The 20,025-nt window shown below is 64.0% G+C and carries 20 protein-coding genes; 9 read left to right on the forward strand and 11 right to left on the reverse strand.

The window, feature by feature from the left end; all coding sequences use genetic code 11:
- Positions 1-143 precede the first annotated feature (143 nt).
- The 3 genes from ACWGTI_RS07570 to ACWGTI_RS07580 form a co-directional block, all read right to left on the reverse strand.
- The gene (locus ACWGTI_RS07570; RefSeq protein WP_454586530.1) at positions 144-1,565 is read right to left on the reverse strand and encodes an ATP-binding protein; all 1,422 of its coding nucleotides are present in this window, start codon (positions 1,563-1,565) and stop codon (positions 144-146) included.
- A complete protein-coding gene (locus tag ACWGTI_RS07575) occupies positions 1,549-2,214 on the reverse strand; it encodes a response regulator transcription factor (protein WP_454573922.1) in 666 nt (221 codons plus the stop codon). Before ACWGTI_RS07575 ends, ACWGTI_RS07570 begins: the two co-directional genes overlap by 17 nt.
- Positions 2,215-2,296: 82 nt before the next feature.
- Complete coding sequence (locus tag ACWGTI_RS07580; protein ID WP_454573921.1) at positions 2,297-2,551, reverse strand: hypothetical protein; 255 nt, start codon at positions 2,549-2,551, stop codon at positions 2,297-2,299.
- Positions 2,552-2,831: 280 nt separating this feature from the next.
- Between ACWGTI_RS07580 and ACWGTI_RS07585 the strand changes: the two genes are divergently transcribed.
- Positions 2,832-3,218: an ester cyclase gene (locus tag ACWGTI_RS07585; RefSeq protein ID WP_454586531.1), complete on the forward strand. Its 387-nt coding sequence runs from the start codon at positions 2,832-2,834 to the stop codon at positions 3,216-3,218.
- A gap of 112 nt (positions 3,219-3,330) precedes the next feature.
- Here ACWGTI_RS07585 and ACWGTI_RS07590 read toward each other — a convergent pair whose 3' ends face one another.
- Positions 3,331-3,738 carry a DUF3168 domain-containing protein gene (locus ACWGTI_RS07590; RefSeq protein WP_454573919.1) on the reverse strand — a complete coding sequence of 136 codons (408 nt, stop codon included), beginning with the start codon at positions 3,736-3,738 and terminating at the stop codon, positions 3,331-3,333.
- A 90-nt stretch (positions 3,739-3,828) separates the two neighbouring features.
- Between ACWGTI_RS07590 and ACWGTI_RS07595 the strand changes: the two genes are divergently transcribed.
- Positions 3,829-4,095 carry a hypothetical protein gene (locus ACWGTI_RS07595; RefSeq protein ID WP_454586532.1) on the forward strand — a complete coding sequence of 89 codons (267 nt, stop codon included), beginning with the start codon at positions 3,829-3,831 and terminating at the stop codon, positions 4,093-4,095.
- 31 nt (positions 4,096-4,126) lie between these two features.
- Here the strand turns inward: ACWGTI_RS07595 and ACWGTI_RS07600 are convergent, their stop codons facing one another.
- Both ACWGTI_RS07600 and ACWGTI_RS07605 read right to left on the reverse strand, forming a co-directional pair.
- On the reverse strand, positions 4,127-4,393 hold the full coding sequence (locus ACWGTI_RS07600) for a DUF1488 domain-containing protein (protein WP_454586533.1): 267 nt from the start codon (positions 4,391-4,393) through the stop codon (positions 4,127-4,129).
- A complete protein-coding gene (locus ACWGTI_RS07605; RefSeq protein ID WP_454586534.1) occupies positions 4,390-4,653 on the reverse strand; it encodes a hypothetical protein in 264 nt (87 codons plus the stop codon). The genes ACWGTI_RS07600 and ACWGTI_RS07605 overlap by 4 nt, the downstream gene beginning before the upstream one ends.
- 361 nt (positions 4,654-5,014) lie before the next feature.
- Between ACWGTI_RS07605 and groL the strand changes: the two genes are divergently transcribed.
- Together groL and ACWGTI_RS07615 are read left to right on the forward strand one after the other, a co-directional pair.
- On the forward strand, positions 5,015-6,643 hold the full coding sequence (groL, locus tag ACWGTI_RS07610) for a chaperonin GroEL (protein WP_454586535.1): 1,629 nt from the start codon (positions 5,015-5,017) through the stop codon (positions 6,641-6,643).
- A gap of 246 nt (positions 6,644-6,889) precedes the next feature.
- Positions 6,890-7,249 (forward strand): SPW repeat protein, encoded by a 360-nt coding sequence (locus tag ACWGTI_RS07615; protein ID WP_454573914.1) that lies wholly within the window; start codon positions 6,890-6,892, stop codon positions 7,247-7,249.
- A gap of 170 nt (positions 7,250-7,419) precedes the next feature.
- Here ACWGTI_RS07615 and ACWGTI_RS07620 read toward each other — a convergent pair whose 3' ends face one another.
- Both ACWGTI_RS07620 and ACWGTI_RS07625 read right to left on the reverse strand, forming a co-directional pair.
- Positions 7,420-8,973, reverse strand: coding sequence for a trimethylamine methyltransferase family protein (locus tag ACWGTI_RS07620; protein WP_454586536.1), 1,554 nt, complete (start codon positions 8,971-8,973; stop codon positions 7,420-7,422).
- 12 nt (positions 8,974-8,985) lie between these two features.
- Positions 8,986-11,397 (reverse strand): GcvT family protein, encoded by a 2,412-nt coding sequence (locus ACWGTI_RS07625; RefSeq protein ID WP_454586537.1) that lies wholly within the window; start codon positions 11,395-11,397, stop codon positions 8,986-8,988.
- 109 nt (positions 11,398-11,506) lie between these two features.
- On the opposite strand from ACWGTI_RS07625, the gene ACWGTI_RS07630 reads away from it, so the two are divergent.
- The 5 genes from ACWGTI_RS07630 (at position 11,507) to ACWGTI_RS07650 (ending at position 17,067) form a co-directional block, all read left to right on the forward strand.
- Positions 11,507-12,145, forward strand: a complete 639-nt coding sequence (locus ACWGTI_RS07630) for a TetR/AcrR family transcriptional regulator (protein ID WP_454586538.1) — start codon at positions 11,507-11,509, stop codon at positions 12,143-12,145.
- A gap of 155 nt (positions 12,146-12,300) precedes the next feature.
- A complete protein-coding gene (locus tag ACWGTI_RS07635; protein ID WP_454586539.1) occupies positions 12,301-14,463 on the forward strand; it encodes a transglycosylase domain-containing protein in 2,163 nt (720 codons plus the stop codon).
- A 79-nt stretch (positions 14,464-14,542) separates the two neighbouring features.
- Entirely contained in the window at positions 14,543-15,127 is a 585-nt protein-coding gene (locus ACWGTI_RS07640; protein ID WP_454586540.1) for a DUF1214 domain-containing protein, read from the forward strand.
- On the forward strand, positions 15,120-15,668 hold the full coding sequence (locus ACWGTI_RS07645) for a DUF1254 domain-containing protein (RefSeq protein ID WP_454586541.1): 549 nt from the start codon (positions 15,120-15,122) through the stop codon (positions 15,666-15,668). The genes ACWGTI_RS07640 and ACWGTI_RS07645 overlap by 8 nt, the downstream gene beginning before the upstream one ends.
- Positions 15,669-16,068: 400 nt before the next feature.
- Positions 16,069-17,067 (forward strand): hypothetical protein, encoded by a 999-nt coding sequence (locus tag ACWGTI_RS07650; RefSeq protein WP_454586542.1) that lies wholly within the window; start codon positions 16,069-16,071, stop codon positions 17,065-17,067.
- Here the strand turns inward: ACWGTI_RS07650 and ACWGTI_RS07655 are convergent.
- The 3 genes from ACWGTI_RS07655 to ACWGTI_RS07665 all read right to left on the reverse strand — a co-directional run bounded on the left by ACWGTI_RS07655 (position 17,054) and on the right by ACWGTI_RS07665 (position 19,983).
- Complete coding sequence (locus tag ACWGTI_RS07655; protein WP_454586543.1) at positions 17,054-17,401, reverse strand: DUF1491 family protein; 348 nt, start codon at positions 17,399-17,401, stop codon at positions 17,054-17,056. The two genes, ACWGTI_RS07650 and ACWGTI_RS07655, sit on opposite strands and share 14 nt — an antisense overlap.
- A gap of 73 nt (positions 17,402-17,474) precedes the next feature.
- Positions 17,475-18,263: a peptidoglycan-binding domain-containing protein gene (locus ACWGTI_RS07660; RefSeq protein ID WP_454586544.1), complete on the reverse strand. Its 789-nt coding sequence runs from the start codon at positions 18,261-18,263 to the stop codon at positions 17,475-17,477.
- Positions 18,238-19,983 carry a PAS domain-containing sensor histidine kinase gene (locus tag ACWGTI_RS07665; RefSeq protein ID WP_454586545.1) on the reverse strand — a complete coding sequence of 582 codons (1,746 nt, stop codon included), beginning with the start codon at positions 19,981-19,983 and terminating at the stop codon, positions 18,238-18,240. Before ACWGTI_RS07665 ends, ACWGTI_RS07660 begins: the two co-directional genes overlap by 26 nt.
- Between the last annotated feature and the right edge of the window lie 42 nt (positions 19,984-20,025).

The raw sequence follows: 20,025 nt of genomic DNA on the forward strand, positions 1-20,025 counted from the left end.
GGGGGGCCGCGTCATCGGGGATATCTGGAGGCCATACTATTGATATTTGTCGGAAATTTGGCCGTTTTTCATGGCTTTTGTGCAATCGATGGGCCGCCATAACACAGGCGTTCGGCCATGTCGATTGGCTCCCGGGAAGAGCATCATGGAAGGCTGCGCAAGCGCACTACCGCCTTCAACCCGCCCATTGCGGAGCGGTCCAGCGCAAGCGCGCCGCCATATTCGTTGACAAGGTCGGCGACGATGGCAAGGCCGAGCCCGGTGCCTGGCTTGGTCTCGTCGAGGCGCCGGCCGCGTTTCACCGCATCGCGGGCCTTGTCCTCGGGAATGCCTGGACCGTCATCCTCAATCGCAATCTCGAACAACCCGGCCGCGCCGGCCGGCTTGACGGACACGGCAACAGTGCTCTTTGCCCATTTCATCGCATTGTCGAGGAGGTTGCCGAGCAGTTCCTCGAGATCCTCACGCTCGCCGGCAAAGACGATGTCGGCCGCCGGCAGCGCAAGCGACAGGCTGACATCAGGCTTGAGTTTCTGCAGCACGCGCACCATGCGCTGCACAAGGGGCGTCACGGGGGTGCGGTAGACGACGCTGTCGCGCTGCGCCGCGACCCGGGCCCGCTGCAGATAATGATCGACCTGCTTCTGCATCGAGGCGGCCTGGTCGGCGATGAGCTGGCCCTTAACGCCGCCCAGTGCCCGCCCCTCATTAATCAGCACCGCCAGCGGCGTCTTCAGCGAATGGGCAAGGTTGCCGACCTGCGTGCGCGAGCGCTCGACGATGCGCTTGTTGTTTTCGATCAGTGCGTTGGTCTCGTTGGCCAACGGCTCGATCTCGGCGGGGAACTGGCCGTCGAGCCGCTGCGCCGTACCTTCGCGCACCAAAGCAAGCGCGTTGCGGACCCGGCGCAAGGGCTGCAGGCCGAGCAGGATGGCGATCGCATTGATGGCGATCATGCCGACGCCGAACAGGCTAAGATAGGTCAGCAGGCGGCCCTGGAAGGTGGCGATCTCCTGCTCGAGCTCCGTCTTGTTGCCCATGACGCGGAAGCGCGCGGCGCGGTTCTTGGCGTCGAGGACGAACTCGCTTTCGAACACCTGCAGTTCCTCGTCACCGATGCCGTCGGTGGAATAGCTGCGCTGGAAACTGGAATTGAAAGGCACCTCGGCGACGGTCGGCGACGGTATCGTCGTGGTCATCGAGGACGAATGAAGGTTGCCGTGCACGCCTTCGGACGCCGGCTCCACCGACCAGTACCAGCCCGAATTCGGTTCCGAGAAGCGCAGGTCGCCCAGGTCGGGAGCGCCGGTGAGCTGGCCCGATTCGGAAACGCCGACTGAGCCGATCAGGTTGAACAAATGCGCCGACAAAAGGCTGTCGAAGCCGCGCTCGCTGGCCTGGCGGTAGAGCGTGGTGATCAGGGTGAAGATGACGACCAGGGTGAGGATCGCCCAGATCGTGGAAAAGCCGATGACGCGGAAAGCCAGCGAGCGCGGCCAGAGCCGTGCCGAAAAAGGCTTCCGTGCTGGTATGGGGAGCGGTTCCGCCTTACGCCTCCGGCTCACGCATGCGATAGCCCATGCCGCGCACGGTTTCGATCATGTCGATGCCCATCTTCTTGCGCAACCGGCCGACAAACACCTCGATGGTGTTGGAATCGCGGTCGAAATCCTGGTCGTAGAGATGCTCGACCAGTTCGGTGCGCGACACCACCTCGCCCATATGGTGCATGAGATAGGCAAGCAGGCGGAATTCATGCGAGGTCAGCTTCAGCGGCTGGCCGTCGACATCGGCCTTGGAGGCCTTGGTGTCGAGGCGCAGTGGCCCGCAGGTGAGCTCGGACGAGGCATGGCCGGCGGCGCGCCGGATCAGCGCCCTCACCCGCGCCAGCACCTCCTCGATGTGGAACGGCTTGGTGACGTAGTCGTCGGCGCCTGCATCGATGCCCGACACCTTGTCGCTCCAGCGGTCGCGCGCGGTCAGGATCAGCACCGGCATCTTGCGGCTGTTGCGGCGCCAGCGCTCGACGACACTGATACCATCCATCTGCGGAAGGCCGATGTCGAGCACGACGGCGTCGTAAGGCTCGGTGTCGCCGAGGAAATGGCCCTCCTCGCCGTCATAGGCGCGGTCGACGACATAGCCGGCATCGACCAGCGCGTCGGCCAGTTGCCTGTTCAGATCCTTGTCATCTTCGACGACGAGTACGCGCATGATCGGTCAGGCCTGTTGATGACTCAGATATAGGCCGATTCCGGCGGCCTGGGAAACGAGCCCTGCGAGAGGGAAGATGGCATCAGTTCGCCGGGACGACGATCTCGGAGCGGCGCGGGCGCTGACCGTCCTTGCCAGGAACGAGCACGACGATAACGCAGACCTCCTGGCCGCCACGGGTCGACTGCGAAGCCTTGGCCAGCGTGCCGCCATACTGCTCGGCAACCTGCTGGCCGATCGCATAGCAATCTGCCGCGGCTGCCGGCACCGACGCCAAAACTCCGGCCGCTGCAAGCGCCAGTGTCGCGGTTCCGAAAAGAGAGCGAAGCGTTTTCATGGTCGGCGTTGTAACGCAACTGTGCTGAACGTGAAATGAACGTTGAACGGTCGGAAATCCATCGCCGCAATTCCCCCTGCGCGCGAAACGAATGAATGCAATCATGTTACCCCTGTCCCCTCAGACCGGGCGTGGGATTCATAGCCGGAAAACCGGCTGCGCGGCTATGATTTTTGCGAACGGGCTTCAAATCGTAGGTGGATTGGGAACAGGTCAAGGCGCGACCATTCTCAGAGGCGCCCTAATTAGCCGAGGAAACGCCAAACCATCGGAGTGCGCCATGACGGATAGTGACCTTGCCGACCTCTACCGGGGCTACATCGCCTGCCTGAATACCCAGGAGTGGGCCTATCTCGGAATGTTTGTCGACAATGAAGTTCAGCACAATGGCGAAATGCTCGGCCTGTCAGGCTATCGCCGCATGCTCGAAGGCGATTTCGAGGCCATTCCCGATCTCAGTTTCAATATCGAACTGCTGGTCTGCCAGCCACCGCGCGTGGCGGCACGCCTGCATTTCGACTGTCATCCCAAGGGCATGCTGTTCGGCCTGCCGGTGAACGGCAAGCGCGTGACGTTCACTGAGAATGTTTTCTACGAATTCGGAGAGGGGCGCATCCGCGAGGTGTGGTCGGTCATCGACAAGGCCGAGATCCAGGCGCAGATTTAGAGCAATTCCAGGAAAAGTGCGAAGCGGTTTCCCGGCAAAAGCGCCTAGCGCTTTCCCTTGGGAATTGCGTCAAACAAACAGATAGAGCGGTTCGCCGTTTCCGCGAAACGCTCTAGGGTGCGCTTTGCGTGAGGGCGCGAATCCGCAGCACCCCGTGATGGAGCGCCAGGTCCTCGTCATAGCGCGCCTCGGCAAACTCGAGGGACAGTCGGGTCTGCTCGCGCGAGCCGGTGGCGAATGCAGCGCCGTCGAGGCGCGCCCGGATGCTGTCCATGATCAGACGCGTCTCGGCCTCGCCTTGCGCCTTCGACCAGACATGCAACGTGATGAGCTGGTCGGCATCATTGTCGGCGCCGGTGTCGAGATCGAACGCACTGGTCCGGCCATAAGTGACATAGGGGAAGGCAGCGCCGTCGGCCGCCTGCTCGCGCAACCCGGCGCCGCCGAGCAGCGCCGTCAGCGAGGCGTCGCTCTTCAATCTCATGAACAAGGCTTGCAGCAAATCGCCGGGCGCCGTCATCGTCGTCTCCGTTCGCCTGTCTCTCCTAAGAGCATGATGTCGTCCGAAAACCGCCTCACACTTTCGGTATCATCCTCTGGAACAAACCTCATGCCGCACCAGTTTCGCGCGCAACCTAACCGCGTTGCACCGGTTTCGCCAGATGACGACCGGCCCGACGCAAGTTGCAAATCGGGCGGCATGGCCGTTTCACAGACCGGTTTGTATTTGGCATGCAGGGAGTTTCAAGAAGGGTGTTATGAGGGGGCCTGTTTGGTGGGCATGACAATACGCGATGCCGAAGCGATGGCCGACCGCCTGAACAGCCGGGTCGTCAAGCGGCGGCAAAAGCGGACCGCAAAGCCTGATCCAGGCTGATCCCAGCCGTCCTGATTGCGTGGCGAAAGAGCTAGCCGAAATCCGCGGCGGTGAGCACATATATGCTCTTGCGGGTGCGGGCATAGGCCTTGCTGGCAATGTCATGGATGGAGCTGGACGCCGTATCGAAGGCGGCCAGATAGGTGGCTTCCGCGGTCGCAGTCCCCGATGGCGCCTTCGAGATTGCATCGGCGGCGACAGAGAAGGAGATCTGGAACATGCCGTCATGGCCGACAAAGCGGATGCGCTTGCCGGCCTCGTCATAGCTGCGGCTTGGATTGGGGAATGTCAGGCTCATGACTTGGCTCCCTTCGGTGCGGCGGCGGCCTTCTTGACTGTCGCCCGCTTCTTCTTCGGTGTCGGGTTCAGGGCTTCCTCAACGCGGTCGGCCTCTTCCTTGGCCAGGCGCAATCCCCTGAGCCTTGCGGTCTTGATCTCCCTGGCTCTGGCCTCGGATATGTAATCGGAGGTTGCCTTGTTGCGGTCGGCCGTCTTCTTCTGCTTGTCCATGAAGCGGGCCTCAGCTTTTTCCATGATACTCTGATTGCCGTCGACCATCGCTTAAATCTCCCTTGTTCCTGAAACCGTCGAAATGAAACTTTCCATATAAATAGTCGCTTTGGTGCGGAAATTCAATTTTTTGAATTATTTAAACCGAGCGCGATATCTCGAAATTCGCATGCCAAATAATACTTTTTAATATTTTGAGTTGCCCGCGAATAATTTTCGGCACTCCTATCTATCGAGTGCCAACGCGCCTATAAGAGCGGGGTGGCCACCTGTGCAGGGCATTATGGGCGTCATCGACAAGAGCGAGGCGGTCGAGAAGAGCGTCAAAGCCAAGAAAGCCGCCTGACCGGCCTGGCTTTGCCAGGCTCCGGCCAGCCGCTTGTTTCACCACACGAACGGGATTGAAAAAATGTCTGCCAAGGAAATCAAATTCTCCACCGACGCGCGCGACCGCATGCTGCGCGGCGTCGAGATCCTCACCGATGCGGTGAAGGTCACGCTTGGGCCCAAGGGCCGAAACGTCGTCATCGACAAGGCCTATGGCGCGCCGCGCATCACCAAGGACGGCGTCACGGTGGCCAAGGAAATCGAGCTTGCCGACAAGTTCGAGAACATGGGCGCGCAGATGGTGCGCGAAGTGGCTTCGAAGACCAACGACCTCGCCGGTGACGGCACCACCACCGCCACGTTGCTGGCCGCCTCGATCCTGCGCGAAGGCGCCAAGCTGGTTGCCGCCGGCATGAACCCGATGGATCTCAAGCGCGGCATCGACCAGGCCGTCGCCGCCGTGGTCAAGGACATCAAGGCGAAGGCCAAGAAGGTCAAGTCGTCGGCCGAGATCGCCCAGGTCGGCACCATCGCCGCCAATGGCGACGCCACCGTCGGCGCCATGATTGCCAAGGCGATGGACAAGGTCGGCAATGACGGCGTCATCACCGTCGAAGAGGCCAAGACCGCGGACACTGAACTCGACGTCGTCGAAGGCATGCAGTTCGACCGCGGCTATCTCTCGCCGTATTTCGTCACCAACGCCGACAAGATGCGTGTCGAGATGGAAGAGCCTTACGTCCTCATCCACGAGAAGAAGCTCGGCAATCTGCAGGCGATGCTGCCGATCCTCGAAGCGGTGGTGCAGAGCGGCAGGCCGCTGCTGATTATCTCCGAAGACGTCGAGGGCGAGGCTCTGGCCACGCTGGTCGTCAACAAGCTGCGCGGCGGCCTCAAGGTCGCGGCCGTCAAGGCGCCAGGCTTCGGCGACCGCCGCAAGGCGATGCTGGAAGACATCGCGGTGCTGACATCGGGGCAGATGATTTCCGAAGATCTCGGCATCAAGCTCGAAAACGTCACCATCGAGATGCTCGGCCGCGCCAAGCGCGTGCTGATCGAGAAGGACGCCACCACGATCATCGACGGCGCCGGAACCAAGGCCACCATCCAGGCGCGGATCGCACAGATCAAGGGCCAGATCGATGAGACGACGTCCGACTATGACAAGGAGAAGCTGCAGGAGCGGCTGGCCAAGCTGGCTGGCGGCGTTGCCGTCATCCGCGTCGGCGGCGTCACCGAGTCGGAAGTGAAGGAAAAGAAAGACCGCATCGACGACGCGCTGAACGCGACGCGCGCGGCGGTCGAGGAAGGCATTGTGCCCGGCGGCGGCGTGGCGCTTCTGCGCGCCAGGTCGGCGCTGGCCGGACTGACCGGCGCCAATGACGATGTGACGGCGGGCATCTCGATCGTGCTTCGCGCGCTCGAGGCGCCGATCCGCCAGATCGCCGAGAATTCCGGTGTCGAAGGCTCGATCGTGGTCGGCAAGCTCTCCGACAGCAAGGATCACAATCAGGGCTTTGACGCCCAGAACGAGGTCTATGTCGACATGATCAAGGCGGGCATCGTCGATCCGGCGAAAGTGGTGCGCACCGCACTGCAGGATGCCGGCTCGATTGCAGCGCTTCTGATCACCGCCGAGGCCATGATCACCGAGGTTCCGGCCAAGGATGCGACGCCCGCGGGTGGTGGCGGCGGCATGGGCGGCTATTGACCGTCGGCTGAAGTCTCCGCCTGGCAAGCCGGGCGGGCCAGACCTGCCGGGTTAGCATCCTGCGCTGACCCTCGAGAGACCGGGTGCTGCCTCGACCCTGTTCGGCGTGCTGCGCTATGAATTCGCAGCCATCGGCCGCCCTGGGCAGGTCCTTGAAGGTCATTTGAAGCGTAATTATATCAACAACTAAGCGTGCGGTGCACGCGACACATAGTGCTTTGGTCAAGCTTCTCTGTGGAGGTTGTCATGGCCAATAAACTCATGGAAGGAAAACGTGGCCAGGATCTGATTAATCTGATCCTTGCCGTTTGCCTGTTCGTCTCACCCTGGATAATCGGCTTCGCCGCTGAAACCACTGCCGCCTACAACGCCTGGATTGTTGGCGTCGTGCTCGGTGCGCTGGCTTTCGCGACGCTTTCCGTATTCGCCGAGTGGGAAGAGTGGGTGAATCTTGTTCTCGGGCTCTGGCTGATCGTCTCGCCCTGGCTGCTTGGTTTCATGGCGAACGCAAACGCAATGGGGACCCATGTGGTTCTCGGCGTGCTGGTGGTTCTCGCATCGGCCTGGGCAGTCTGGGACTTCCGTCACCCGCACGCCCATGCGTGATCGGTGACGACAAAAGAAGGAGCCCGGCGCGTGAGCGGCGGGCTCCGCTGATCGCTGAGAGCGATACGCCGGCCCGTGAGCCGGGCCGCGTGCATATAGCGTGAAAAACAGGACCGCCCGGTCAATATCCCGGCGGCCGCCGCAGAGCAGCATTGCCGGTTGCGTTCCCTTCACGAGACCGGCGCTGCCCCGCCCTGTTCAATGCGCCGCGCTATGAATTCATCGAGAATACCCGATGTAGCAGCCGCCGAAGCCGGCGGCTGGAACTCGGCCAACGCCCGCTTCCAGATGCCGGTGGCGCGCTCGGTCGCCGACTTCGAACCGGACTGCGTCCAGTTGCCGAAATTCGACCAGTCGGCAACCAGCGGCTCGTAGAAGGCGGTACGGTAGCGCGCCATGGTATGGCCGGCGGAGAAGAAATGCCCGCCTGGCTGCACTTCGGCGATCGCCTCGAAACCGATCGCATCGTCGTCGCCGGGAGTTGACGCGCAAAGCTCGGCAATCGACTGCACTGCCTCGATGTCGGTGATCAGCTTCTCGAAAGAGACGCTCAGGCCACCCTCCAGCCAGCCCGCCGCATGGATGCAGACGGTGGCGCCGGCAAGCACCGAACCCCAAAGGGCGAACTGCGACTCATGCGCTGCCTGCGCATCGGAAATGTTGGCGGCACTGCCGGCGCCCGAACGCCAGGGAAGGCCGATGAAGCGCGCCAATTGGCCGGCCCCAAGTGTCGCCTTGACGTGTTCGGGCGTTCCGAATGCCGGTGCGCCCGACTTCATGTCGACATTGGAGGAGAAGGAACCGTAAAGCACGGGTGCGCCCGGACGTACGATCTGCGCCAGTGCCAGACCGGCCAGCGCCTCGGCATGCTGCAGCGTCAGCGCGCCGGCGACCGTGATCGGCGCCATGGCCCCGGCCAGACAGAACGGCGTGATGACCAGGACCTGCCCGGCGCGGGCGAAGTCGATGATGCCTTGCGCCATCGGAATGTCGAGCTGGCGCGGCGAATTGGTGTTGATGATGGTGTAGCAATGGGCGCCAGCGCGGAATTCATCCTCTGACAGCCCGCGCGCCAGCCGGATCATCTCAAACCCATCCTCGACCTGCGGCGTTCCACGAGCGAAGACAAAGGGGAATTTGTCGGACAGCGTCAACTGCGCGCGGTTGACAGCATAGTGGCGTAAACGGTTATCGACATCCTGCGGCTCGATGCAGGGGCAAAGCATGTGCAGTACGTCGAAATGCTGGATGAGCTTGGTCAATTCCTCGAAGGCGCCGAGCGTTCCCGGCCGGCGGCCGCGTTCGAGATCGGTGACGTTAGGCGCGCCGGCGCCGGCGAGGAAGGTCATGGAGCCGAGTTCGAGCGTGAGGTCTCGGCTGCGATCGCCGGCCAGCGCCGGGATCGACTTTGGCGCCGAGGCCAGTGCGGCCGCGACGATGTCTCGGCCGATGCGCACCATCTGGCTGTCCTCATCGACCAGCGCACCGGCTTTCGCGTAGATCGCGCGCGCCTCGGGAAGCAGCACCTTGATGCCGAGCTCTTCCAGCGCCCGCAGCGCCGTGTCGTGGATGGCGGCGACGCGATCGTCCGAAAACACCGGCTGCGGCAGGAACGGGTTTTTGAGCGAACGGTAGTTGGGATGGCGGCTCGACCCGCTCCCGGCCTCTCCGCTGTGCCCGCGCCGGCGCTCGCGCCTGGTCTCCCTTATGACATCATCGACCATGGCCACCACTCCTCATTGCCGCATTGCGTTGCCGTCGGGGTCGTAGGGCGAAGCCGCAATGACACGCGCCGGTCGCTCGACGCCGACAATGTGCACCGAAAGCTCGGTCCCCTCGCCTGCGAAATCGTCGTCGACCAACGCCAGCGCGACGCTTTTACGAACCGTGTAGCCGTAGCCGCCCGAGGTGACGAAGCCGACGCGCCGGCCCTTGTGCCAGACCGGCTCGAAGCCGCCGGCGTCGGCATCGACGGCGTCGACTTCCAGCGTCACGATCCGTTGTATGACGCCGGCATCACGCTCCTTCAGCGCCGCCTCGCGGCCGATGAAACCGCTTTTGTCGAAGGCGATGAAGCGGTCGAGCCCGGTCTGTCCGGGCGTATAGCCTTGCGTGAACTCGCGCGACCAGATGCCAAAACTCTTTTCCAGCCGCAGCGCGTTGAGCGCGTAGTAGCCGATTTCGGCGAGGCCGAGATCCTCGCCGGCGGCGAGCAGGGTCTCGCGCAAGGTCGCATGCATGGTTGCCGGGCAATTGATCTCGAAGCCGAGCTCGCCGGCGATCGACAGCCGCGCCACGCGAGCGGTCACCATGCCGATGCCGAACCGGCCGCAAGCCATGAAGGGCAAGGCGCCTGCCGAGACATCCTGATGCGTGGTCCGCGCCACGATATCCCGCGCGTTCGGCCCGGTGACGAGGAAACCGCTGACTGTGTCGGAGATGTCGGCGACTGAGACGCCTTGCGCCGCATGCGCCTCGAACCAGCGCATGTGGAATTCCCGGAGATAGTAGGAGCCCATGAGCCAGTACTCGCCGCCGCCCCAATTGAGCACGGTGAGATCGCCTTTCAGCCGACCGTCCGGCCCAAGCATCGGCGCCAGTTTCGCGCGCCCCGGCTTCGGCAGCCTGCAGGCAAGCAGCCGGTCGAGCCAGGCTTCCGCACCCGGCCCCGATACAGCATAGCGCGAGAAGGCCGAGGTATCGACGAGGCCGGCGGCGCGGCGGACCTGCAACGCCTCGTCGCCAACAATGTCGAAAGCGTTGGAGCGCTTCAGTGTCGTCTCCTCGCGAAAGCCGATCGGCGCGAAATAAGCAGGGGTTTCCAGCCCCCAGGAGGACGTCCATTCGCAGCCGGCAGCGCTCATGCCGTCATAGGCGCCCGGGCGCTTCAGCGGCCGGCCAGCGGGCAGGCGCTCGTTGGGGAACGTCATGACGAAGCGGCGGGCATAGAACTGGCGCGTCGTCTGCCTGAGATATTCGCGGTTTGCAGCAAAAGCGCCGTAGCGGGCGATGTCCATGCCGAATATGTCGGCTTGCGGCTCGCCATGGACCATCCACTCGGCCAGCGACTTACCGACGCCGCCGCCCTGGCTGAAGCCGGCCATAACGCCGCACGCAACCCAATAGTTCTTCAGGCCGCGAACCGGGCCGACGAGCGGGTTGCCGTCGGGCGTGAAGGTGAAGGCGCCGTTGACCCATTTGCGAATGCCGGCCGTGGCCAGGCACGGGAAGCGCTCATAGGCTTTCGTCAGCTCCGGGCTGATGCGGTCGATGTCTTCCGGGATCAGCTCGATGCCGTAATCCCAGGGCGCGCCGTCCATATTCCAGTGCTTCGGGTTTTGCTCATAGACGCCGAGCAGGACGCCTTTGCGCTCCTGCCTGAGATAGGAGAAGCCGTCGAGGTCGACGGCGAGGCCGAGCTCCTTGTCGAGCGCGGCCACCTCCGGAATGTCCTCGGTGACGAAGTAGTGATGCTCCATCGGCGTCACCGGCAGCTCGACGCCGGCCATGCGGCCGACCTGTTTGGCCCACAGACCAGCGGCATTGACGACATGCTCGGCGACGATCGTGCCCTGCTCGGTCAGCACATCCCAGCCGCCATCGGGGCGCGCCTTCAGATCGAGCACCCGGTTGCGCAGGATGACATCCGCGCCACGTTTTTTCGCAGCACCGGCATAGGCGTGCGTCGTACCGTAGGGGTCGAGGTGCCCCTCGTTGGAATCGTAGAGGCCGCCCAGCACGCCGCTGACATCGACGATCGGGCAGATTGCCTTGATCTCCTCCGGCGTCACCAGCCTGGCAGTCTCGATGCCGACCGACTGGAACACAGCCCAGGCCGATTTCAGCCACTCCCAGCGCTGCGGGTCGCTCGCCATGTTGACGCCGCCGGTCATGTGCAGGCCGGCATTCTGGCCGGACTCGGCCTCGATCTCGCGATAGAGCTTGATCGTATAATCCTGCAGTGCCGCGACGTTGGGATCGGCGTTCAGCGCATGGAAGCCGGCCGCGGCGTGCCAGGTCGAGCCGGCGGTCAGCTCGGCGCGCTCGATCAGCGCCACGTCGGTCCAGCCGAAGCGCGCCAGATGATAGAGCACTGAGGCGCCGACCACGCCTCCTCCAATGACGACCGCCCGATAATGCGACTTCACGAGCCTCTCCTCTCGTTGGATGCCCCACGATACATATACTGGACACATGTGTCTAGACACTTATGTCCAGAGCTTGCGCAGAAGTCCGCGTCATGGCACTTGTGGGTTCATGATCATGATTGCTCCGCAGGCCGAGCCGGCACCCGGCAACATCAAGGTGACGCGCCAGGACTGGATCGATCTGGCGCTGCAGACCCTCATCGCGGACGGCATCGAAAGCGTGCGGGTGCTGACGCTCGGCCAGAAGCTCGGCGTCTCGCGCTCGAGCTTCTACTGGTACTTCCAGAGCCGCCAGGACCTGCTCGACCAGTTGCTCGCCCATTGGCATGACACCAACACCAAGGCGATCGTCGAGCGCGCAAAGCGGCCGGCCGAGACAATCATCATGGCCGTCTTGAACGTCTTCGAATGCTGGGCCGACGAGCGCCTGTTCGATCCGCGGCTCGATTTTGCCGTTCGCGAATGGGCAAGGCGCTCCGACGATGTTCGTGTCGCCATCGACCAGGCCGACAACGACCGTCTCGGCGCCATCCGCGCGATGTATCGCCGGCACGGCTATGATGAGGAAGACGCTTTCATCCGGGCACGTGTGCTCTACTACATGCAGATCGGCTATTACGTGCTCGACCTCAAAGAGCCGGTCGAGGCGCGGGTCAGCCATCTCGCCGCCTATCTGCGCGCCTTCACCGGTCAGGAGCCGAGCGAAGCGGATGTGGCGCATTTCATGCACTTCATCGCCGCGCGCTGATATCGGCCGGCGTGCCCATGCTCAACAATCCGTGCGGTGCGGCCCGGCTGCCCTTGTGAGCGGGCTGAAATGGATGAATAGTCTTCGCCGGGTTGTGCCCGCCCTGAAATTGCCCGCTTAGGGTTTTCAGGTCGTGGGTGGGGTGAGTTTCGGGAATGGCCAGTCCTTTAGAACGACGTCCAAGACGAAGAAGAGGTCGGATCGCGGCGGCGCTGCTGGCGGTGGATGCGTGGATCGATTCCTCGCTCTACGAGATCCGCTTCAAGGCCGGCCAGTTCTGGGAATCGGCAACCATTTTTTCTCGACGCTTTCGCGTCACCGGCTGGCGGCGCGGCATCATCGAAGTGCTGAGCGAAGGTTTCACCATGGGCGCGGGCGGCTTCGTGGTGCTCCTGGCGCTGGCGATGCCGGCCTTCCAGATCACCACGGGCGACTGGCGCAGCCAGGGCGATTTCGCCGTCACTTTCCTCGATCGCTACGGCAACGAGATCGGCCAGCGCGGCATCATCCAGCGCGATTCCGTGCCGGTCGACGAGATGCCGGACCATGTCATCAAGGCGGTGCTGGCAACCGAGGACCGGCGTTTCTTCGAGCATTACGGCATCGACGTGCTCGGCCTGTCGCGCGCCATCTTCGAGAATGTGCGGGCCAATTCCGTCGTCCAGGGCGGCTCCAGCATCACCCAGCAGCTGGCCAAGAACCTGTTCCTGTCGAATGAGCGGACCTTGCAGCGCAAGATCAAGGAAGCCTTCCTGTCGCTGTGGCTGGAAGCCAATCTGTCGAAGAAGGAGATCCTGCAGCTCTATCTCGACCGCGCCTATATGGGCGGCGGCACGTTCGGCATCGAGGCGGCGGCGGATTTCTATTTCGGCAAGAGCGTCAAGGATCTGAACCTCGCCGAGGCGGCGATGCTGGCCGGCCTGTTCAAGGCGCCGACCAAATACGCCCCGCACATCAACCTGCCCGCCGCCCGTGCTCGCGCCAATGTGGTGCTGTCGAACCTCGTCGATTCCGGCTTCATGACCGAGGGCCAGGTGCTGCAGGCAAGGCTGCATCCGGCCGACGTCGTCGACCGCGGCGAGCAGAAAAGCCCAGATTACTTCCTCGACTGGGCCTTCGACGAGGTCAAGAAGATCGCCAAGCCCGGCCAGCATTCGCTGGTCGCCCACACCACCTTCGACGCCAACATCCAGAAGGCGGCCGAGGAATCCGTCGAATTCCATCTCCGCCAGTTCGGCAAGGAATACAACGTCACCGAGGGCGCCGTGGTGGTGATCGAGACCAATGGCGCGGTGCGCGCCATCGTCGGCGGCCGCGACTATGGCGCCAGCCAGTTCAACCGCGCCACCAAGGCGCTGCGCCAGACCGGCTCTTCGTTCAAGCCCTATGTCTATGCGACCGCGATGGAGCACGGCTTCACGCCGGACTCGGTCGTCTCCGGAGGCGCAATCAGTTGGGGTGGCTGGTCGCCGCACAACTACAATGGCGGCTCGGCCGGCAACGTGACGCTGATCACGGCGATCGCCAAGTCGATCAACACCGTGCCGGTGCGGCTGGCCAAGGACCATCTCGGCATCGGGCCGATCAAGGCGATGGCCGAATCGATGGGCGTGGAATCGCCGCTTGAAGGGCACAAGACCATGGTGCTCGGCACGTCGGGCATGACGGTGATGGACCAGGCGACGGGCTACAGCGTCTTTGCGCAAGACGGCCTCGTCGGCTCGAGGCACGGCATCACCCAGCTCGTCACCCGCACCGGCGATGTCGTCTATGACTGGGCCAAGGACGCGCCGCCGCCGCACCGGGTGCTGTCGGAGCAGGCGCTGAAATACATGAACACGATGCTGGCAGCGGTACCGGTGATCGGCACGGCACGGCGCGCCCAACTTCCCAACATCGTCGTCGCCGGCAAGACCGGCACGACGCAATCCTATCGCGATGCCTGGTTCGTCGGTTTCACCGGCAACTACACGGCCGCCGTCTGGCTTGGCAATGACGACTTCACGCCGACCAACAAAATGACCGGCGGCACTCTGCCGGCGATGGTGTGGCAGCGGCTGATGGTCTATGCGCACCAGAACATCGACCTGAAGCCGATCCCCGGCCTCGACAAGCCCTTCGTCGACGAAGAGATCGCGGCCAAGGCCGAGGAAGTAGAGAAGAAGAATACCGAGCAGGCGGCCGCCGACGCCGCGGCCGAGCGCCCGCCGGTGCTGTCCAGCCGCACGACGCAGACGCTGCGCGAGATGACCAAGGTATTCCAGGCAGCACCCGCGCTCTACGCACCATCGGCGCCGGAGACCCTGTCGGCGCTCTGATCCGCCATTCCACTGGGCCGCTTGCCCTGCGGCCTGCCCCGCTATATCCCGAACGACAATTCTCTCGTCCCGGTTCTTCATGCTCAAGACCGCCTTTCTCACGCTGCTTTCGCTTGCCATAGCCATCGGCCTCGGCAGCGGCAGCGTCTGGTATGCGCTGCAGGCGCAGAGCGGCGTCGGCGCGATCAGCATCGGCCAATGGACCGCCTTCCCCGAGATCGGCACGCAAGATGCCGACCCCTATTCGAAGGCGCGCGTGGCGCGCGAGGGCGTGCTGACGCTCGGCAAGGCGGAGGGGCTGTCCTTCATCGCCGAACGCGATGCGGCCGGTAATGAGCTTCAGCGGCAGTGCGACTACAGGATCGAAGGCAGTTTCCCCACCGCCCGGTTCTGGACGCTCTACGCAGCCGATCAGTCGCTCGGCGTGGTCAACACCGGCAAGCCGCGGCTGGCGGCGCTGCAATCCTACCAGGTGCTGCGTCAGCCCGACAATTCGGTGATCATTGCCGTCGGCAATCGCCCGGCGCCCGGCAACTGGCTTCTGACCGAAGGCTTTGGCCGGATGTATTTCGTTCTCACCTTCTACGACACGCCGATCGCCTCGAGCACCGGCCTTTCAGACGTGACGCTGCCCCGCATCGTCAAGGCTGGCTGCAATGCGTAGGCTGATGCACGCCATCCTGCTCGGCCTGCTCGGCGCCGGCATCGTCCACATCGTAGTGCTTTTGCTGGTGCCGGAGTTTACCGAGCGCGACGCCTGGTCACGGCTGGCGCTGGCGTCCGACCTCTACAAGATGACCAGGCTCGACGCCGAGGCCGGCGGTGCGCCAGTGGTCAAGTCGGTCGATCCGCTGTTTTACGCTGCCGCCTGCCGCTTCGACCTTGCCGAGGGGATAGTGCGCATCAAGGCGCCGGGCAGCGTGCCGTTCTGGTCGGTCTCGGTCTATGACCGCAACGGCTACAATTTCTATTCCTTCAACGACCACACGGCGACCGGCAACAAGCTCGACACCGTGGTGCTGACACCGGCGCAGATGATCGACGTGCGCCGGGAGCTGCCGGAAGACCTGCAAGGGGCTATCTTCGTCGAAGCACCGATCGAGGAAGGCATCTTCGTCATCCGTGCCTTCGTGCCCGACGACAGCTGGAAGCCGATTGTCGAACAGTTTCTGGAGCAGAGCTCCTGTGAACTGCAGGACTACTGACCTCCAGCTCGATGAGGCCGTTCAGTGGTGCGGAACAGGCGTCCGCGGTGTGTCTGGCTTGTCCGAACCGGCTGTCCGCGCTCCGCCCGCCACTGGCGGATGCTCATAGCGGACGCCGGGAAAAATGATCACCGCCGCCGGCGTACCGGTGTCCTGAACTGCTCGATTGACTGGTGCCCGTCGCGGCACAAAAGACAGTACCATGCCCATGGTTCGCGTATTCCTCTCGGTTGCCCCGGAGCACAACGCAACGCCTCCAAATGTGATTAAGGCAGGCAGAGGGTTAACGGAGCGCTAACGGATCGCGGCTAATTTGATGTTTGTTCCCGGCCTCACGCGAAACCGACACAGTTGCGGTTGAGCATGGTCCGGGTTGTGTCGAGTGTCGGGCGTATCTTCCTTGTCAGCTTCGGATTTCAGGCAAATCGCTATACGGACGGAGTCGGGAAAAGCCGAAAGGCTGTTTCGCGCCGCCGTGTCGGCGTTCTGCTCGCTGACCCGCCCGTCGCGCCGCGAGATCGCCCAGCTCGAGGATCTGACGCTGCCGCTGTTCGACAGCGTGTCGGTCGAATCGCGCCGCTATGTCGCCGCCGCCCTTTCCGAATGCGAATATGCCCCGGCCGCCCTGGTGCGGCGGCTTTGCGACGAGCCGGTCGATGTCTGCGCTCCTTTGCTCGTCCGTTCGCGGGCACTCAGCGATATCGACCTGATCGCTTTGATCGGCCGCCACGGCCTGCCGCATGCGCGCGCCATCGCTCGCCGCAAGGATCTGCACCCGACCATCGCGCAGCTGATCAAGGCGCTGGAGAAACCGACGCTGGTGCGGGTGCGACAGCCCGAGCCGATTGCCAAGGCGCCGGGCGACAGTGCCGAACCCGCTGCCGCCGCTCCCAGCCCACCCAAACTACCCGGCAGCGCTGCCGAAAGCGCCAGGCACAGGCTGCGCGCGATGATGCTCGCCGAGGGCGAGGCGACATCGGTCAATCCCTTCGTCGGCTCAGCGACCTACGGCAAGCTGCGCGAGACGGCGCTGACCGGCAACGCCGCCTTCTTCCAGACCGCGCTTGCCGACGCGCTCGACATCGAGTTTTCGAGGGCGCGCGCGCTGACCGAGCAGTCGAGCTACGTCTCGCTGCTCGCCGCCCTGCGGGCGCTCGACCTCAGCGAGGACAGGGCATTCCTGATCGCGGTCGCGGTCTACCCCCGGGAGTTCCCGCACCCGCAGGCGATCCGCATCTTCCTCGACCGCTACCGTCTGCTGCACCACGATGCGGCCCTCGAAAAGCTCCGCGGCTGGAAGGCCGAGACACTGTCACGAGCGGTGAGTGGCAACGCCCCCGTCGCCGCGAATGCCGACCAGGCGCAAGACGGCAAGAAGGCCAGCCTCAAGGCATCTTGATCGAGAGAAGCTCCTCGACGGGAACCGAGCCGGCCTCGATCTCGACCACCCAGATATCGGGATCGAATTTCTTTTCCCGCTCCAGCCTGGCGTCAAACGGGCCGGCATCGTCGCCGGTGCCGAGCAGCGTGAAAAACCGGTCATCCGGTTTGGCCGAATCGTAGCTGGTCTGCGGCGCCGGGCCGAACAGGGAGACCTCGCCCAGCCGGCCGCGCGACAGCACAAAGACAGCGCCGGCCTCGGTGGCGCCGCGCTTGGCGACGGCCGCAAAGCCGCCGGCGCCGAAAACACGGCGCAGCAGGGCCGACACCCAAAGATCGGTGGTTACGCGCATGGCAGGGTTCCGGACGACATGCGCAGCGTCTTAGCCGGATTTTCAGTCGCCCGCGAGCGGTCGCCTGGTCTGTTCAGTTGGTCAGGCCGATTTCGCGCATCTTGACGTAGACGACCTCGTCGGGCTCGCCGGTCTCGGGCAGGCCGAACAGTGACTGGAATTCCTTGATCGCAGCCTTGGTGCGGGCGCCGACGACGCCATCGAGCTGCATGTCGTCATTGCCGAATGCCTTCAACCCGGCCTGGATCTTGACGATGCGGGGATCCGGCGCCTGGGCGGATGTCAGCGCGGAGACCGGAATTGGCGCGGGTGCAGCCGCGGGCGCGGCAGCAGGAGCAGTGGCCATATCCACCGGCCGTGGTGCCGGATGCGGAATACCCGCCGTTGTCTGCTTGGCGCCGAGCTGGTCGAGCAGGACGGCGTCGATCTCGCCGGATGCCGGCAGGCCGACCTTCTGCTGGTAGGCCTGGATCGCCTTGTGGGTATTTGGCCCGGAAATGCCGTCGACTGTGCCTGTGTAGAAATCGAGATCTTTCAGGATGCCTTGCACCTGCTCGACCGTCGGGTCGCTCTTGGCCGGCGCCGCGCCGGGCCGCAGGATGTTGATGGTGGTTTCGGGTTCGTCTGTGCCGGGGCGCGGGAAACCCTCGATACTGCGGGTGGCGAAGAAGGCGCCGGCATGCGGAAACGGCTGGTACCACAGCGCGTTGGCGGAAACGTAGAACAGCGTCACCAGGAAGGCGGTCGAGCCACCGACCAGGACCGGATTGCGCGAGATCGCGCCGCCGAGCGCAATCGCGCCGGCCTCGAAAGCGCCGCTGCGGCGCTTGACCGCCTTAGGCTGTTTTGCGGAGCGAGCCATTCCTGTCCCCTTTCGCGTCGCCCTTCGTCCTGGTCACGGGCATCGGCAGCACGCCGTTCCTGTCGGTCGCGCGCTTCTTCGGCCCGTTCACCGGCAGGCTGATCGTGACCGTGGTCCCCTCGCCCGGCATGCTCTCGATCGACATCGTGCCGTCATGCAGGGCCACCAGGCCCTTGACCAGCGACAGGCCGAGCCCGGTGCCCTCGAAGCGGCGGGTATAGTCGTTCTGAATCTGCATGAACGGCTTGCCGAGATTGGCGAAATCCTCCTCGGCGATACCGATGCCGGTGTCCCTGACCCAGAAATGCAGCCGCGAGCCGATTCGCTTGGCGCCGACGACGACATCGCCGCCATCCGGTGTGAACTTGATCGCGTTGGAGACAAGGTTGATCAGGATCTGCTGCACGGCGCGGCGGTCGGCATTGATCTCGCCGGCGTCGGGCGCAATTTGCGCTTGGAGGTCGATGTTCTTGGCGTTGGCCTGCAGCTGCATCATCGACTGGCACATCTCGACCGCTTCGATGAAGCGGAACGGTTCTGGCTCGGTCGCGTAGGCGCCCGCCTCGATCCTCGACACGTCCAGGATCGAGGTGACGACGGCAAGCAGATGCTGGCCCGAATCCCGGACCAGGCCGACATATTCCTTCTGGCGCGGGTCCTTGAAGCCGCCGAACATTTCATGCAGCAGCATGTCGGAAAAACCGATGATGGCGTTGAGCGGCGTGCGAAGCTCGTGGCTGACCACCGCCAGGAAGCGGCCCTTCGCCATCTCGGCCGAGGCTGCCGCCTCACTGGCAGCGGCAAGCTCGTCGCGCAGTTCGGCGATCTCGTCGTTCTCGCGCAGCAGCAGGGTGAAGGTCTCCTGCTGCTCCTCGGCCCGAACCAGTTCGAGCTGGAATGGCCGATAATTGTCGGCCATCGGAGCATTGCCGTCCTGCGGCAGCCTTACCCGAAGATCGAGCCGCCGCGCCAGGGCGCCATCGCGCATGTCGGCAAGGGCGCTCAGATAGGCAACGCGATCGGACAGATGGATGCGGTCGAACAACCCGGCGCCGAAAAGCAGTTCCGGCGGCAGCTTCAGCATGGTGCGCGCCTTGGCCGATGCATCCAGGACTTCGCCGTGCCGGGCGACATGCAAGACAACGGCGTCGATCATGTCTTCGAGGCGATCGCTTGGAAGGCACGCATTCTGCGCGCGTGCGGCATCGCCAAGAACTGCAAGGCGAGGAACCAGCGTCAGCCCCCAGGCCAGCGGCAGCAGCCAGTGCCACACCGCGACGTGCACCGCGCCGAGCGGGACGACAGAGCCGACAAAGGACTGCAGCAGCACTGCGGCAAGGGCGGAAATGCCGCCCCAAAGTGCCGCGCGCTTTGAACCACCGATCCACAAGGCTTCGAATGGTAGCGCCAGGACCAGCAGCGCAACCGGCGACGCCAGGCCGCCCGCTGCCGCGATGGCGCCGGCAAGGGCAAGACCGCCGGCGGCAAGCGCGACCTGGGCGGCCAGCGCCATCTTGCCCGACGCCGCCACCAGCAAGGCGGCGAACCAGCAAAGACCGAAGGCGGCGAAGATTGTTGCGACGGTGACGGCGGCACCCATGCCCGAGGTGACCAGTGTCACCGCAGCACCCGCGGCAAAGAACGGAGCGGCAAGCATGATGCCGATGAACCGGCGCTGGCGCAGGCGGTCGTCCCGGCCGACGATGGCTGGATGGACCATGCGTTCGCAACCGGCCGCCAGCGCGCCAGGCAGTTCAATATA

Source organism: Mesorhizobium sp. ArgA1 (genome assembly GCF_053714375.1).